This window comes from Flavobacterium restrictum, from assembly GCF_007097245.1.
GTDB lineage: Bacteria > Bacteroidota > Bacteroidia > Flavobacteriales > Flavobacteriaceae > Flavobacterium > Flavobacterium restrictum.
In genome coordinates, this window is record NZ_VJZT01000005.1 from 139,494 (window position 1) to 154,245 (window position 14,752).

Sequence of the window (14,752 nt, forward strand, 5' to 3'; positions counted from 1 at the left end):
ATAATTATGAATTGTGAATTATGAATTGAGCAGTGCTTACATAATTTATAATTCATAACTCATAACTCAAAAAATATGATTTTAGAAATAGTATCGCCAGAGGCAAAATTATTTTCAGGCGAAGTTACTTCGGTATCGCTTCCTGGAGTTGATGGAGCATTTCAAATTTTAAACAATCACGCACCAATTGTTTCGTTGTTAAAAAAAGGAACAATTAAAATAGCGGCTCTTTCGTTTGATTTTCCTGCTGAAAGTGAAAACAAGTTTGTCAAAGTGACCAATCAATTGTACACTTTGGATATTGCATCAGGAACTATTGAAATGAAAGATAATAAAGTAATTGTTTTAGCTGACTAAAACAATGCAATCCAAAAAAAGAGGCTGTTCGATAAGAACAGCCTCTTTTTTTTATAATTGTTTTTTAGAAAAAGATCACTAAAAGTTACTTCTTTACACTGCTCACAATGCCACGCAACAATGCATTGAAATCGAAACCAGGATTTTCCTTTAATCCCATGCGGACAATAACCAAATCCAAGGAAGGAATTATCGCTACCATTTGCCCTTGAAAACCGCTACAATAATACATTTCACGAGGAACATCAGGGAATTTTCCGCCTGCATTGAGCCAAAATTGTGCCCCATACGCCCCGTTGGAAGTAGGAGTTGGCGTTCTCACGTAATTGACCCAATTTTCGGACAGGATTTGTTTGCCGTTCCAATTCCCTTTGTGCAAATACAACAATCCTAATTTTGACCAATCCCGCGTGGTCGCCCAACCGTAGGACGATCCTACATAATTTCCTGCCATATCGGTTTCAATTAGCATCGAGTGCATGCCTATTTTGTCTATTAAAGCCGAATACCAAAAATCTAAATATTCTTGATGTGTAGGGAACTGTTTTCTCAAAATTCCCGACAATAAATTGGTCGTTCCCGAGGAATAATTCCAATGTGTATTGGGTCTAAATGAAGCGGGTTTTTGCAGTTGCGATTGCGTCATGTCTTCGGCTTGGAACAGCATTTGGGTCGCATCGCATATTTTATCGTATTGCTCCTCCCATGCTAAACCGGAATTCATGTGCAATAAATCGCTAGTAGTGATTTTCTTTCTATCGTCATTTTGCCATTCGGGGATGGGTGCGGGTTTGTTAATGTCGAATTTTCCTTGTTGTTGCAGTACGCCAAACAGGGTTCCCGTCACACTTTTGGTCATGGACCAGCCTAGGATTTTGCTATTTTTGTCAAAACCAGTATCGTATTTTTCTCCAATGATTTTGTTTTTGTAAAGGACTAGAATGGAGCGGGTTCGTTTCTTTTTTTGGTTATTGGTGTCAAAAGCATTGGCGACAGCCGCCTTCAATCGAGTGTAATCGATGTTTTTAAAAACCGTGTCTTTGGGTTCGTTATCGCCATAGGGAAAAGGCAAATCCGAAATGGTTTTTGTCCTTTTGGGAACTTCATAGGGCTTTGAAACATCAAAATCGGCGTTGATTAATGTCGCTCCTAAACCCGCTCTATAAATGGCTTTTCGTTCTTTCAAACCATAAACTGCTGCCGTTGCTGATTGTGCAGCGTCGTCAATTTTATTTTTAGCCAAACCAATAAGCGGAATATCATTGTCGCTTTTTTCGATCAGTTCCTTCGAGCGATGGTCTATAAAATGTCCCGAGGCAATACTTTTGGCCGAAAAGCCAGAAATTAAATCCAACTTGGGATAGGTGGTGTATCCAAAATAAAGTAAAAAAACTAAAATTGCTAAACCAATAACTTGGACTATTTTTTTCATAACTATTAAATTTACAGCAATGTAGTAAAAAGGTGCTAATGTTTTGATGCGGGTGTGCAACAAATTGATTTTACCAACTATATTAAAACACTGTTTTTGTTTTTTTAACCATGTAAGGCATTTAAGGTCATGTAAGTTTGCTGTTTGCCGTTGGTTTAATTTGTTTTAAATACCACAAAACCTTTGTATTTAAACTTATATGACCTTAAATGCCTTAAATGGTGAATGATTGTGTACTATTTTTATTTTTGAGATTTTCAGCCCATGTAAGTTTGCTGTTTGCCGTTGGTTTAATTTGTTTTAGATACCAAAACCTTTGTATTTAAACTTATATGACCAAATGCCTTATATGGTGAATGTTTTTGCAATACTATTTTTATTTTTTAGATTTCAGCCCATATAGGGTTGCTGTTTGCCGTTGGTTTAATTTGTGTTAGATACCAAAACCTTTGTATTCAGGCTTATATGACCTTAAATACCTTATATGGTGAATGATTTTGCAATACTATTTTTTTTTGAAATAAAAAATGAGGCAATTTGTCGTAGATCCTTTTTAAACTGTTAATAAGTTGCCCCCAAATTAAATGCAAGCGTGTATTTTATAAATTACAAATGGACAACAGGCGATTTTATTAACAACTGTTTGCTAAAAATTACGTTCCATTTCACTACTTTTGTATTTAGAAAAATTCTAAATAAAGTCATGTTAGATCTTCAAAAAATAAGAGCCGATTTTCCGATACTTTCACAAACCGTAAACGGAAAACCATTAGTCTATTTCGATAATGGTGCTACCTCGCAAAAACCACAAATTGTGATTGATGCCATAGCTACCTATTACCAAGAAATAAATGCCAATATTCATCGTGGCGTACATACGTTGAGCCGACTCGCAACGGATGCCTATGAGGAATCTCGTGGCAAAATTCAAAACCATATCAATGCGAAATTAGCCTGCGAAGTCCTCTTTACTTCGGGAACCACACACGGCATAAATTTAGTCGCCCACGGTTTTGCTTCTTTTTTAAAACCCGGCGATGAAGTCCTTGTTTCGGCATTAGAACACCACAGCAATATTGTGCCTTGGCAAATGCTATGTGAGAAAACAGGAGCCACGTTACGCGTGATTCCGATGAATGAAAACGGTGAATTGATTATTGATGAATTCGATAAATTACTTTCCGAAAAAACCAAAATCGTTACCGTAAATCACATTTCGAATGCGTTGGGAACTATTAATCCTATTGCGTATATGATTGACAAAGCCCATCAAGTTGGTGCCGCCGTTTTGATCGATGGGGCGCAAGCCGTACCGCACTTAAAGCCGGATGTGCAAGCCTTGGATTGTGATTTTTATGTGTTTTCAGGACATAAAATATGTGGGCCAACAGGCACAGGAATTTTGTATGGGAAAGAAGAATGGCTCAACAAATTACCGCCCTATCAAGGAGGTGGCGAAATGATTAAGGAAGTAACTTTTGAAAAAACGACCTATGCGGATTTGCCTCATAAATTCGAAGCGGGAACGCCTAATATTGCTGGCGGAATTGTGCTAGGAACCGCCATAGATTATATGAATTCTATTGGGTTTGATAACATTCAAGAGCAAGAATTAGCATTACTAGACTACGCCACAAAACGGTTATTAGAAATTGATGGATTGAAAATTTTTGGCACTGCCAAAGCCAAAACTTCGGTTGTTTCGTTTAACATCGAAGGGATTCATCCTTATGATATAGGCACTATAATTGACAAATTAGGAATAGCCGTAAGAACGGGTCACCATTGTGCGCAACCGATTATGAATTTTTTCAATATTCCCGGCACCATTCGCGCTTCATTTGCTTTTTACAACACCAAAGAAGAAATTGATGTTATGGTTGAAGCCGTGAAAAAAGCCAAAATGATGTTGTCTTAAAATCCTAAATTATGAAAATAGTATCTTTGCTGCTGTTGACGCTTTTTTTTGCAAAAGGATGTACCAATCAAAATAAAATCGACATGAGTACCGCTTCAATCGAATACAATACCGTGACGAGAGGTTCGAATAAAACGATTCTAGTCGAAAACCAAACGGTTGCTGTTTCTAGCAAAAGAGGTGAAAAATCCCTTCCAACCCCAATTTCGGATGCCGATTGGAAGCTCTTGGTTGCTGAATTCCAAAAATTGAATTTAGAAGGCATTCCAAATTTGAAAGCACCCACCGAAAAACGATTTTATGACGGTGCCGCCATTGCCAATTTAAAAATAAAATACCAAGGAAAAACATATGAAACCAAAGGATTTGACCATGGTTTTCCGCCACAAGAAATCGAAAAAATAGTGACCCAAATAGTTTCCTTTACCCAAAAATAAAATGACAATACAAGAAATACAAAACGATATCATAGCCGAATTTTCGATGTTTGACGATTGGATGCAACGCTACGAATACATTATTGATTTAGGAAAAGGCTTGCCGTTAATCAAGGAAGAGGCAAAAACCGATGCCAATCTCATCAAAGGATGCCAATCGAAAGTGTGGCTGCAAGGCGAACAAAAAGACGACCAAATTGTTTTCACCGCCGATAGCGATGCCATTTTGACCAAAGGAATAATAGCTATCCTGATTCGGACTTTTTCGAATCAAAAAGCAATGGATATTTTAAACGCCAACATGGATTTTATTGATGAAATTGGTTTAAAAGAACACCTGTCGCCAACAAGAGCCAATGGTTTGGTATCGATGATAAAAAATATAAAAATGTATGCCTTGGCATTTAATGCAAAAAAATAATTTCAAAATAAAATAGTTGACCACTACCATATATGACCTTCAATGTCTTATATGGTTCAAAAACAAAAAATTATGACCGAAGAAATAATCACCGCCGAATTGGGAGAAGCAATCGTACAAAAGCTAAAAACCATTTACGATCCAGAAATTCCTGTAGACATTTATGAACTAGGATTGATTTATGACGTCATGGTAAACACAGATTATGAAGTAAAAATCCTGATGACTTTGACCTCGCCAAATTGCCCCGTAGCCGAGAGTTTACCCAGAGAAGTAGAGGAAAAAATAAAATCCATCGAGCATGTAAAAGATGCCGAAGTCGAAATCACTTTTGATCCGCCGTGGAGCAAAGATTTGATGAGCGAAGAAGCTAAACTAGAACTTGGAATGCTTTAAATACCGAAAAATCTGTTAACAAAAACCTTTTATAATAGCAAAAATTCGATACCAATGAACACAGTTGAAGTGACCAAAATTGGTCTTAACGAAATTGTATCCTTACAAAAAATTGGCAAACAAACCTTCTTTGAAACTTTTGCAGCAAGCAATACCGAAGAAAACATGCAAAGCTATTTAAATGAAGGTTTTACAACTGAAAAATTAACCGCGGAATTGACGAATCAAAACTCGGAATTTTACTTTGCCCAATACGGAAACGAAATCATTGGGTATTTGAAAATAAACGTTGGCGATGCGCAAACGGAACTCAAAGACGTTACAACCCTTGAAATAGAACGCATTTATGTCTTGAAAGAATTTCACGGAAAAAGCGTTGGCCAATTACTATATGAGCAAGCTATTCAAGTCGCTAATGGCAAAAATGTTGATTCGGTTTGGTTAGGCGTTTGGGAAGAAAATCCACGAGCCATACATTTTTACAAGAAAAATGGCTTTGTTGAATTTGACAAACATATTTTCAAATTAGGTGATGAAGAACAAACGGATATCATGATGAAATTGCAACTTAAAAAGTAGTATAACAGAAAATGCATTTTCAAAACAGCGTTAAAAAATGGAAGAAATAGTAAATAAAGTTGCCAATAGTGCCCTAGAAGTTTTTGACCTAGAGGATTATTATCCCAGAGGAATCCGAACCCAAATTGACCTTTCGCAGTGGCTTTTGGACGGTTTTGTTTTAAAGGAAAAAGACTTTAGAGAACACCTCAAAAACCACGATTGGGAACAATACAAAGACAATTATATTGCCATTATTTGCAGTACCGATGCTGTTGTTCCGGCTTGGGCATCGATTCTTGTTGCGATACAATTGGCTCCTTTTGCCAAGAAAATTATCCATGGCAATCTAGGTGATTTAGAAACGGCTATCTACCAAGAAATTTTACCCAAATTAGACTATTCTTTTTTCAAAGACAAACCCGTAATCATTAAAGGCTGTTCTAGAAAACCAGTCCCCAAAAGTGCTTATGTACTTGCAGCTTGCTACCTACAGCCGTTCGCCAGAAGCATCATGTATGGCGAAGCTTGTTCTGCAGTACCACTGTACAAAGCACCAAGAAATTGATTTTAGCTTTTAATTTACTGGATTTAGTTACAAATAGGAGTGTTTATACAGTTTATAAAACTATCTTTTTTTTAGTATATTTGCCCTACAAACTATAAATCATTAAAAATGAAAACGCTATTATTATCGATAGGACTTCTGTTTTCAGTTGCCTTGGTTACTGGACAAAATACCGAAAAAGAATTAATCAAAAACACCGAGAATGCCGTAAAAGCTATTGCGGACACGACTGGAAATGGCTGGAAAAAGAAAGGAAATATATCGTTTCTTTTTAACCAATCTAATTTTAATAACTGGATTGCTGGCGGTGAGAACAACCTTTCGGGAAATTTGGGGATCAACTACGACTTTAATTTCAAGAAAAATGATTTGTCTTGGGACAATAAAGTAATTGCCTCTTATGGTTTGCTACAAACTAAAAATGCCGATTTTGAAAAAAAGACCGATGATCGCCTAGAATTGAATTCGGTTTTGGGACAAAAAGCGTTTGGAAACTGGTATTATTCGTTGTTTTTGAACTTTAGAACCCAATTTACCAAAGGGTATATTTACAGCAAAGATGCTAATGGAGCCGAAATAAGAACCGAAAACACCGATTTACTTTCTCCTGGCTACTTGACTTTTGGTCCAGGAATGTATTGGAAGAAAAACGATAAATTCAAATTGAATTTTGCACCGCTAACCTCCAAATTCACTTTTGTAAATAAAGACTATACGTCAAAATTGGGGTATGTTGATGGCAGTTATTTTGGTGTCGACGCAAATAAAAGTATGCGCTACGAGCTTGGATTTTATGCTTCGGCGTATTATAAATTCGATTTAATGACCAATGTTTCTCTTGAAAACACCTTAAATTTATATTCTAATTATCTAGAGGATCCACAAAATATTGATATGGACTATTCACTAGCCATTGTGATGAAAATCAATAAATATTTATCGACTAACCTGAATTTTCAAGCCATTTATGACGACAATGCTTTTCAAGGATTTCAAACTAGAGAAGTTTTTGGATTGGGTGTAAACTATGGTTTTTAGAAATTACAATTATATCTTAAAAAGCCCTTTTGATTGATTTCAAAAGGGCTTTTTTATGTTTTTGACTCAACCATAAAACGGTAGTATTGGTACTATGTTTACAAAACGTATTTGACTAAATCCTAGAATTGATAAGACTAAACACGAATTCCCACGGAAATTTGTAAAAGTAAAACCAATAGCGTTATTCAATTAAATATATTGCAGTATATTGGTATAATTAATCGAACCAGACTATGACTAAAAACTACATTGGTATTGATATTGGTACTACAGCTACAAAAGCAGTTTGTTTTGACGGCTCTGGAAAGGTCTTGCATCAAGTCACAGCAGCTTACCCCATGTACCATCCGGAACCCAATTATAGTGTACAAAATCCTGCCGAAATTCTAACAGCAGTACTACATTGCATTCAGGAAATTACAAAAAATTTCCAACCGGAGTTCATTAGTTTTAGTGCCGCAATGCAAAGTATTATTGCTATTGACAATGCTGGAAATCCTATTACAGATGCCATTTTGTGGGCAGATAATCGGGCACATAAATTGTCCGAAATACTCAAAAATTCGGAAATGGGGACTGCTTTTTATCAAAAAACGGGGATTCCAATCCATCCTTTTTCGCCCATGATGAAAATTCATTGGTTCGAAAAAACCAACGCCAACTTGTATGCCAAAACCTATAAATTTATCAGCATCAAGGAATACATTTGGCAACAACTCACAGGCGAATATGCGATCGATTCCTCAATGGCATCGGGAACCGGATTGCTCAATATTCATACCTTGGTTTGGGAGAAAAGTATTTTAGATTTTTTGAAAATAAAACCTTCTCAATTGTCTACCTTGGTTTCCCCCACACACTCTTGTGCAGGAATTGGAGATGATTTTTTGTATATAATGGGAGGTGGCGACGGCGTTTTGTCTAATTTAGGAACTGGTGCAATGGAATCTGGACGAATGGCACTTTCCATTGGTACGAGTGGTGCCGTGCGTTTGCCCATCAAAAAACCATATATTGATCCTGAAATGAGAACGCAATGCTACCATGTAATGGGAGAGGATTACCTTAAATTAGGAGCAGTAAATAATGGCGCTATCGTTTTGCAATGGTTGAAAGAATCTATTTTAAAAACCGACGCCTCATTTGAAACCTTATTCGAACAAGCCAAAAATATTCCTGCAGGTGCCAATGGCTTACTTTTTGTGCCTTATTTATTGGGCGAAAGAGCCCCTATTTGGGATGCTGCAACACAAGGAACGCTTCTAGGAATTAGCATCAATCACACCCAAGCACATCTGGTACGCGCTACGCTTGAGGGCATTTTGTTTGGCTTATTTAGCGTGGTCGAAGTGCTACTTCCAAATCTTGTTGAGCGAAAAAATAGTATCATAATGGCAAGTGGCGGTTTTGGCAAAAGCGAACTTTGGTTGCAAATGGTTGCCGATATTTTTCAAATGAAAGTAGCGATAGCTCAAACCATAGAAGGGGCAGCTTGGGGAGCCGTTTTGATTGGTTTGAAAGCAACTGGAATTCCTGTTGTACCCTCGCATTATAACGAGAAAGTATTTTTACCCAATGAAAGCCACAAAGAAGTCTATGAAAAATGTTTTCAAAAATTCAAGCAAGTTTATCCTGTATTAAAAGGATTGTAGCTCAATTGTAGATGGCGGATTTCAAATTAAGCGTAATTAACACATTTAGCAAATAAGGATTCAAATGCTTTAAGCCGTTTTTTCGAAAGCTATAAAATGAGATAACTGGCCTTTGATATTAAAAACCGGGAAACTTTTTATCAAACACTGGTACTCTTTCCCGTTTTTTTTATAATTCAAAACGGTTTTTTCAAAAGGTTCTTGCTTGGCAATCGCTTGACGGATTTCGCCTGATGTTTTCTGGCAGGTATCCTTACCGTGAAACATTTTTGGACTTTTGCCTAAAATGTCACTTTCGTTGTAACCATTCATTTTGGCCATATTACTCGAAGCATATACTATTTTCAAATTACTATCCGTAACAATTACTACCGTTTCTATATAGTCCGATTGTAAGTCCCAATTGGTAGGTGCCCATTTATTTTGCTGCGCCAAAGTAGTTATCCGAAGGTAATCTTGATGTAAATGCTTTAAGTCTAATAGAAATTCTTTATGAAAATTCCAAGTGCGAACAGGCGTAGATTTCAGATTTAAAGTGCTGAAATTCTTTGCGTTAGCTTTATCGTATTCTCTTAAATGTAGCATTGGTTTACAAATTAAAAGCCAAATGTAATTTTTTTTGTAATCAATACTTTCAAATAAAACATTTTTAACTTTTGTTGAACAACTTAAAAATCAAATTTTAGTTGAACAGCAACTGCTTTTTTTTGTTCGGTGTTCAAGTTGCTCATGGCTATTCCTAGCAATCTTACGGAATCCTTCATGCGTTCTTGGTATAATAATTCGGTTACGGTTTCGAGCAACAATCCTTTGTCAGAAATAAAATAAGGTAGGGTTTTACTTCGTGTTTGTTGGCTAAAATCGCTGTACTTTATTTTCAGCGTAATTGTTTTTCCTGATATTTTGTGTTTTTTTAATCGTTTTTCCAAAATTATAGCAATGGCTTCCAATTGTTCTAACATAAAAATTTCGGAGGAAAGATTGCTGTCAAACGTTTGTTCAGCTGCAACGGATTTTGCCACTCGCTCCGATTTTACTTCGCTATTATGAATGCCCCGTACAACATTGAAATAAAATTTTCCTGATTTTCCAAAATGCTTTTCCAGAAATTCTTCGGATTTGTTTTTTAGTTCCAAGCCTGTAAAAATGCCCAGTTGGTACATTTTTTCGGTGGTTACTTTCCCAACACCATAAAATTTCCGGATGGGTAATACTTCCAGAAACGGAATCACCTCAAGCGCAGTAACGGTTTTTTGACCATTGGGTTTGTTAAAATCACTCGCTATTTTGGCAACAAATTTATTAACGGATATTCCCGCCGAGGCTGTTAATCCCACTTCGTTAAAAATGCGCAACCGTATTTCTTGTGCCAATAATGTGGCCGAGGGATTCCCTTTTTTGTTTTGAGTAACATCCAGATAGGCTTCGTCCAGTGACAAGGGTTCTACTAGATCGGTATAATCATAAAAAATAGCTTGGATTTTTTTGGAAATTTCTTTGTAGCGATCAAATCGGGGTTGTACAAAAATAAGTTCGGGGCAGTTTTTTTTGGCCAAAACGCCACTAATGGCACTTCGAACACCAAATTTCCTTGCTTCGTAACTCGCCGCCGATACCACTCCTCGATTTTCATTACCACCCACCGCAACTGGTTTCCCGCGAAGTTCGGGATTGTCCATTTGCTCTACCGATGCGTAAAAAGCATCCATATCGATGTGTATGATTTTTCTATTTGGATTTGTTTCGAGCATGAACAAATTTACGACTTTGTATTTCAAATACAAAGCAAGACTAGTAAAGCAAGTGTTTTACTTTATGAACATACTAGGTTTGTCGTTATAGTTCAAGCAGATTTGGGGTTGAATTAATTTTTTTTGTATTTGTCAAAATCTTATAAAACTATTTTTTTCTATTGAGCCATTTCCATTCATTATCTCTCGGAAGTGGATTTTTAAAATTTTAGGTAAGCTGCGGGAAAGGATTTGTAGAACCATTAGAGATTTCTAGTTTAGAAAACCACATCCCTATACTATTTCTCGGCTGTTTCAATAGTTACTTTCATTTGACCACCTTTGCCTTCTGAAATTTCCATGAACGCTTTTCGGGAAAGGTCGATTTCTCTGGTTCGCACAAAGGGACCACGATCCGTAACTTCTACAATTACCGATTTTCCGTTGGCTTCATTGGTCACCTTTATCATTGTCCCAAAAGGTAATTTTTTATGGGCTGCGGTGTAACTGTTATTGTTGAATTTTTTGCCACTAGCGGTTCTTTTTCCCGTAAACTTTTCGGCATAATAGGAGGCGTGTCCGTTTTTTTTGTAAAATTTAAACTTTGAGGGAACAACGACCGTGGTGTCTTTTTCTGGAAGTACCGGTTGGGGCGCAATGGCAGTTTTGTTTTTTTTGATGGTGTCTTTGGACGTGGCTCCTTTTGGCTTCAAAGCGGATGGACTTTGACTGTACACGAAACCTACAATCGCTAGCAAAATAAATACTGATATTATTTTTTTCATTTGTACTTTTTTAGTTGAAAACCACTTTAAAAAACAATGCTATTCCGAAGGATTGAAAATCGTTCCGCTATTTAATGGATGAAGACCAAAATTCAAACACTTTTTGAATGAAAAAAAATGCGACACTTGCGGAAAAAAAAACAATTTGTTGTTTTTATTTTAAAACCACAAAGACCAAGGAATTCTGCTTAAAATAAGCACTAAACCTAATCCGTAAAAAACAGAAAAAGTTTTGAACTTTGATTCGCTAGTAGTTAATTTTTTGTGTTTTGACCAGCCAATGGTAATCAAAACGATAGCTATAATGTTGATTAATGGATGTTCTAATGATGTTAATCGCAAGGCTTTGTCAGCCATTTGTCCAAAAGAAGCCAATCCCAGCGGAGAAACAAAATATAAAATCAAGCCAATAAGCAATTGTGTATGTGTTGCAATTAGGGCAAAGAGCGCAATTTTACGGTCTTTGGCGGTGAATTCTTTTTTGGAAGTAAGTCCTATAATGGCATTAATAACAGCGATTAAAAGCATAATTAATACTAAATATGCCCAGCCCGAATGAAATTTTTGAATAAAATGATACATGTTTTTTTGTTTTTGAAATTCAAATATAATAAAAATAAGGCATAAAAAAAACGACATTCACTAAAAAGCGAATGCCGTTTTACTACTTTATTGTTTTATACTCGTTTTAGAAGTTGTAACGCAAATTAAAGTTCCATGTTCTTCCAAAACCAAAGAATACTTGGTTCGTTGTAGCAATTCCTTTGTAAGTTGGCGTTGCAGGATTATCGGATGTAAAAATGTTTGTTTTAGATTCAGCAATGTACGTTTCGTCAAAAACATTATTCACATTCAATCTAAAGTTTACTGATTTGTCTTTGTTTTTACCCACAAGCATTTTGTACGTAAATCCAGCATCTACTAATCCGTATGAAGGCAATTGTAAAGAACCATTGTTCACTTCAGTTTTGAAGTTTGTTGGAGAGATTGCAGCATATACTTTGTCATTGTAGTTGTAATTTGCATCTACAGTTACTCTGGTTAGCACTTCGTATGAAGCACCTATCGAAGCTGTTAATTGTGCAGCATCACCCACTTTTACTTTGTCTAAATACAATGGTAATGAAGTTCCTCCACCTACTGGATTGTTGGATACGTCAAATCTACTGCTACTTGCTTTCCCTTTGTATTCCCAGTTTCCTAATGAGAACATACCATTCACTTTGAGTTTATCGGTAATTTTAGCATTTGCCTCTACTTCTAGACCTGAATGTGCTTCTTTGATACCAGAGAAATTGTAATATCCTTGTGGATTGTTAACATCAGCATCAGCTAAAGTTTGAAATCTATCTTTCCATTCCGTATGGTACAAGTTTACGTTTGCGGTAAGGATTTTAGAACGAAAACCGTAACCAACTTCAAGACCCATGATTTTTTCATTAACTACGTTGTCATTCACAACGGATCTATTGTTTGGATAAACTGAACCAAAAGCTGGTTGTTTAGAGTACATTCCTGCATTTATAAATACATTGTTTTGCTCGTTGATGTTGTAATTCAAACCTGCTTTAGCGTTACCACCAAGAATGTTTTTGAAGTCACTTTTGGCAAGTGGATCTGTAGTCAAATAATTAAAACGATCTACACGTTTAAATCCTTGTTGAGAAATAGCACCTTGAATGAAGGCTGTCAAATTATTTTTAGAATATTCTAACTGTGTAAAAGCACCGTACCAATTTACAATTCCATCATAATCAAATCCTACTTTTTGAGCAATAGCAGCACTTGCGAATGGGTTAAGCGATGGGTCAGATGGATAGGTTTCAGTCAAAACTCTATTTGGATCGTTTACATTTGTTTTGTCTCCAAAAGCAGTTGCTCCTAGTAAGTTACTAATACCTTGGTAATGAATTCCTTTATAAGTTCTAGCATCAAGACCAAAATCCAATGTGAATTCTTCGTTTAATTTTTTGTTCAAATTGATAACAGCGCCATACCAATCGTGTGAATTGTAAGAGTTGACTCTTGAAATTCCAGAATTTGTATTACCTGAACCAGTGCTTGTAGTATTCAAATACTCCCCGTTTACTTGCGTTCTTGTGCTTGGTACCCCGTTAATCAAAACGGTTTGTCCAGCATTGTAAGCCGCAATTTTATCATAATCAACTAAACCACTTGCAGTTCTAAAGGTAGCGTTCAAATAGTTAAAACCTTTAATTCCTCCAATTCCTGAAGCGCCACCACCACGACCCCAAGAACCGTAAAGTACTGTAGACAATTTAGTAGTTTCGTTTATTTTATAATCCCAGTTGAAGGATGCTACTGGTTTGTGATAAAAATTTCTTCTCATTCCAAAAGCTTCTCCGTTCAAATACCCATTATCCGAGTTGTAACGGGTGTTTGGTTCCCCATTTTGACCGTAATTTTGGTACGTTGCAATAGTAATTGCAGATGATCTTTGGTTGTGCCATTGTGGAGCACCTGTGAATGTAAATTGAAAATCATGTTTGTCATTAAGTTTGTACCCCAATGCAATATAATAATTTTTACCTTCAAATTTTGTTCCGTCAATGTAGCCATCTCCACTTGTAGAACTCAATAAAATAGAAGCCGAAAGACCGTTTTTCATAAGTCCAGTGTTGTAGGAACCTTGTACTTTTAAATAATCGGCATTACCAAAACCTGATGAAAAAGCACCGCCTTCTTTCATGTCTGATGATTTTGTCAACACATTGATGGTACCTCCTACAGAGGCAATAGCCAATTTAGAAGATCCCAAACCTCTTTGAACCTGCATTGCTGATGTCACATCCGACAATCCAGCCCAGTTACTCCAGTAGACAGCACTGTTTTCCATGTCATTTACAGGAACACCGTTGATCATTACAGCAATGTTTTTTTGATCAAAACCACGTATGTTGATTCTTGAGTCCCCAAAACCACCACCTGCTTTGGTAGCATATACGGATGGCGTGTTTTTTAAAATTTCTGGAAATTCTTGTGTTCCTAATTTTTCTTGAATTTCTGCTGCTTTGATAGTAGAAACAGCAACAGGCGTTTTTCTGTCTTTAGCAATGTCAATGATGCTGCTTTTGACTACAATTTCATCCAATTGATTTGAATTCGATTGCAATACGATAGTTCCTAAATTTAAAGTACTACCATTTGTAACCGAAAATTTAATAGTTTTAGTTTCAAAACCTAAAAATGAGATAATCAATTCTCCTGTGTTTGCCGTGCTGTTGATAGTGAACTTTCCATCAAAATCAGCGGTTGCTCCAGTAGATGATCCTTTTATAGCAACATTTGCCCCTGGTAAAGAACCTTGATTGTCAGTAATAGTTCCACTGATTTTTCCTTGAGAAAAAGCTGTTGTAACTACCAAAAATAATAATCCATTGAGTAACCAATTTTTCATTGTCTTCATTGTTGTTTAGTTTGTTAATTTTTGGCAAAA

General features: G+C 36.3%; 15 protein-coding genes. 9 read left to right on the forward strand and 6 right to left on the reverse strand.

Going from position 1 to position 14,752, the window contains the following annotated elements; genetic code table 11:
* Positions 1 to 75: 75 nt before the first annotated feature.
* Positions 76 to 357: a F0F1 ATP synthase subunit epsilon gene (locus tag FNW21_RS06975; RefSeq protein ID WP_144256026.1), complete on the forward strand. Its 282-nt coding sequence runs from the start codon at positions 76 to 78 to the stop codon at positions 355 to 357.
* Between the two features lie 85 nt (positions 358 to 442).
* Here the strand turns inward: FNW21_RS06975 and FNW21_RS06980 are convergent, their stop codons facing one another.
* On the reverse strand, positions 443 to 1,789 hold the full coding sequence (locus FNW21_RS06980) for a serine hydrolase domain-containing protein (protein ID WP_144256027.1): 1,347 nt from the start codon (positions 1,787 to 1,789) through the stop codon (positions 443 to 445).
* A gap of 703 nt (positions 1,790 to 2,492) precedes the next feature.
* Here FNW21_RS06980 and FNW21_RS06985 point away from each other — a divergent pair.
* From FNW21_RS06985 to FNW21_RS07020, 8 genes are all read left to right on the forward strand, one after another.
* A complete protein-coding gene (locus tag FNW21_RS06985) occupies positions 2,493 to 3,707 on the forward strand; it encodes an aminotransferase class V-fold PLP-dependent enzyme (RefSeq protein ID WP_144256028.1) in 1,215 nt (404 codons plus the stop codon).
* An 11-nt stretch (positions 3,708 to 3,718) separates the two neighbouring features.
* Positions 3,719 to 4,144, forward strand: a complete 426-nt coding sequence (locus tag FNW21_RS06990; RefSeq protein ID WP_144256029.1) for a hypothetical protein — start codon at positions 3,719 to 3,721, stop codon at positions 4,142 to 4,144.
* A gap of 1 nt (position 4,145) precedes the next feature.
* Entirely contained in the window at positions 4,146 to 4,565 is a 420-nt protein-coding gene (locus FNW21_RS06995; protein WP_144256030.1) for a SufE family protein, read from the forward strand.
* Between the two features lie 72 nt (positions 4,566 to 4,637).
* Positions 4,638 to 4,961 (forward strand): SUF system Fe-S cluster assembly protein, encoded by a 324-nt coding sequence (locus tag FNW21_RS07000; RefSeq protein WP_144256031.1) that lies wholly within the window; start codon positions 4,638 to 4,640, stop codon positions 4,959 to 4,961.
* Positions 4,962 to 5,015: 54 nt separating this feature from the next.
* Positions 5,016 to 5,540: a GNAT family N-acetyltransferase gene (locus FNW21_RS07005; protein ID WP_144256032.1), complete on the forward strand. Its 525-nt coding sequence runs from the start codon at positions 5,016 to 5,018 to the stop codon at positions 5,538 to 5,540.
* A 37-nt stretch (positions 5,541 to 5,577) separates the two neighbouring features.
* Entirely contained in the window at positions 5,578 to 6,087 is a 510-nt protein-coding gene (locus FNW21_RS07010) for a DUF2480 family protein (RefSeq protein ID WP_144256033.1), read from the forward strand.
* 108 nt (positions 6,088 to 6,195) lie between these two features.
* A complete protein-coding gene (locus tag FNW21_RS07015) occupies positions 6,196 to 7,125 on the forward strand; it encodes a DUF3078 domain-containing protein (RefSeq protein WP_144256034.1) in 930 nt (309 codons plus the stop codon).
* A gap of 236 nt (positions 7,126 to 7,361) precedes the next feature.
* Positions 7,362 to 8,780 carry a gluconokinase gene (locus FNW21_RS07020; RefSeq protein WP_144256035.1) on the forward strand — a complete coding sequence of 473 codons (1,419 nt, stop codon included), beginning with the start codon at positions 7,362 to 7,364 and terminating at the stop codon, positions 8,778 to 8,780.
* A 69-nt stretch (positions 8,781 to 8,849) separates the two neighbouring features.
* Here the strand turns inward: FNW21_RS07020 and FNW21_RS07025 are convergent, their stop codons facing one another.
* From FNW21_RS07025 to FNW21_RS07045, 5 genes are all read right to left on the reverse strand, one after another.
* A complete protein-coding gene (locus tag FNW21_RS07025; protein WP_144256036.1) occupies positions 8,850 to 9,365 on the reverse strand; it encodes a PAS domain-containing protein in 516 nt (171 codons plus the stop codon).
* An 83-nt stretch (positions 9,366 to 9,448) separates the two neighbouring features.
* Positions 9,449 to 10,531, reverse strand: coding sequence for a DNA polymerase IV (dinB, locus tag FNW21_RS07030; protein WP_144256037.1), 1,083 nt, complete (start codon positions 10,529 to 10,531; stop codon positions 9,449 to 9,451).
* A 278-nt stretch (positions 10,532 to 10,809) separates the two neighbouring features.
* A complete protein-coding gene (locus tag FNW21_RS07035) occupies positions 10,810 to 11,295 on the reverse strand; it encodes a septal ring lytic transglycosylase RlpA family protein (RefSeq protein WP_144256038.1) in 486 nt (161 codons plus the stop codon).
* A 159-nt stretch (positions 11,296 to 11,454) separates the two neighbouring features.
* Positions 11,455 to 11,877 (reverse strand): hypothetical protein, encoded by a 423-nt coding sequence (locus tag FNW21_RS07040; RefSeq protein WP_144256039.1) that lies wholly within the window; start codon positions 11,875 to 11,877, stop codon positions 11,455 to 11,457.
* 106 nt (positions 11,878 to 11,983) lie between these two features.
* The gene (locus FNW21_RS07045) at positions 11,984 to 14,722 is read right to left on the reverse strand and encodes a TonB-dependent receptor (RefSeq protein ID WP_144256040.1); all 2,739 of its coding nucleotides are present in this window, start codon (positions 14,720 to 14,722) and stop codon (positions 11,984 to 11,986) included.
* Between the last annotated feature and the right edge of the window lie 30 nt (positions 14,723 to 14,752).

What these genes read in the sequence shown, in the direction of transcription:
- FNW21_RS06975 (WP_144256026.1), top strand. Translation starts at nt 76, where the DNA reads ATGATTTTAGAAATAGTATCGCCAGAGGCAAAATTATTTTCAGGCGAA.
- FNW21_RS06980 (WP_144256027.1), bottom strand. Translation starts at nt 1,789, where the DNA reads ATGAAAAAAATAGTCCAAGTTATTGGTTTAGCAATTTTAGTTTTTTTA.
- FNW21_RS06985 (WP_144256028.1), top strand. Translation starts at nt 2,493, where the DNA reads ATGTTAGATCTTCAAAAAATAAGAGCCGATTTTCCGATACTTTCACAA.
- FNW21_RS06990 (WP_144256029.1), top strand. Translation starts at nt 3,719, where the DNA reads ATGAAAATAGTATCTTTGCTGCTGTTGACGCTTTTTTTTGCAAAAGGA.
- FNW21_RS06995 (WP_144256030.1), top strand. Translation starts at nt 4,146, where the DNA reads ATGACAATACAAGAAATACAAAACGATATCATAGCCGAATTTTCGATG.
- FNW21_RS07000 (WP_144256031.1), top strand. Translation starts at nt 4,638, where the DNA reads ATGACCGAAGAAATAATCACCGCCGAATTGGGAGAAGCAATCGTACAA.
- FNW21_RS07005 (WP_144256032.1), top strand. Translation starts at nt 5,016, where the DNA reads ATGAACACAGTTGAAGTGACCAAAATTGGTCTTAACGAAATTGTATCC.
- FNW21_RS07010 (WP_144256033.1), top strand. Translation starts at nt 5,578, where the DNA reads ATGGAAGAAATAGTAAATAAAGTTGCCAATAGTGCCCTAGAAGTTTTT.
- FNW21_RS07015 (WP_144256034.1), top strand. Translation starts at nt 6,196, where the DNA reads ATGAAAACGCTATTATTATCGATAGGACTTCTGTTTTCAGTTGCCTTG.
- FNW21_RS07020 (WP_144256035.1), top strand. Translation starts at nt 7,362, where the DNA reads ATGACTAAAAACTACATTGGTATTGATATTGGTACTACAGCTACAAAA.
- FNW21_RS07025 (WP_144256036.1), bottom strand. Translation starts at nt 9,365, where the DNA reads ATGCTACATTTAAGAGAATACGATAAAGCTAACGCAAAGAATTTCAGC.
- dinB (WP_144256037.1), bottom strand. Translation starts at nt 10,531, where the DNA reads ATGCTCGAAACAAATCCAAATAGAAAAATCATACACATCGATATGGAT.
- FNW21_RS07035 (WP_144256038.1), bottom strand. Translation starts at nt 11,295, where the DNA reads ATGAAAAAAATAATATCAGTATTTATTTTGCTAGCGATTGTAGGTTTC.
- FNW21_RS07040 (WP_144256039.1), bottom strand. Translation starts at nt 11,877, where the DNA reads ATGTATCATTTTATTCAAAAATTTCATTCGGGCTGGGCATATTTAGTA.
- FNW21_RS07045 (WP_144256040.1), bottom strand. Translation starts at nt 14,722, where the DNA reads ATGAAGACAATGAAAAATTGGTTACTCAATGGATTATTATTTTTGGTA.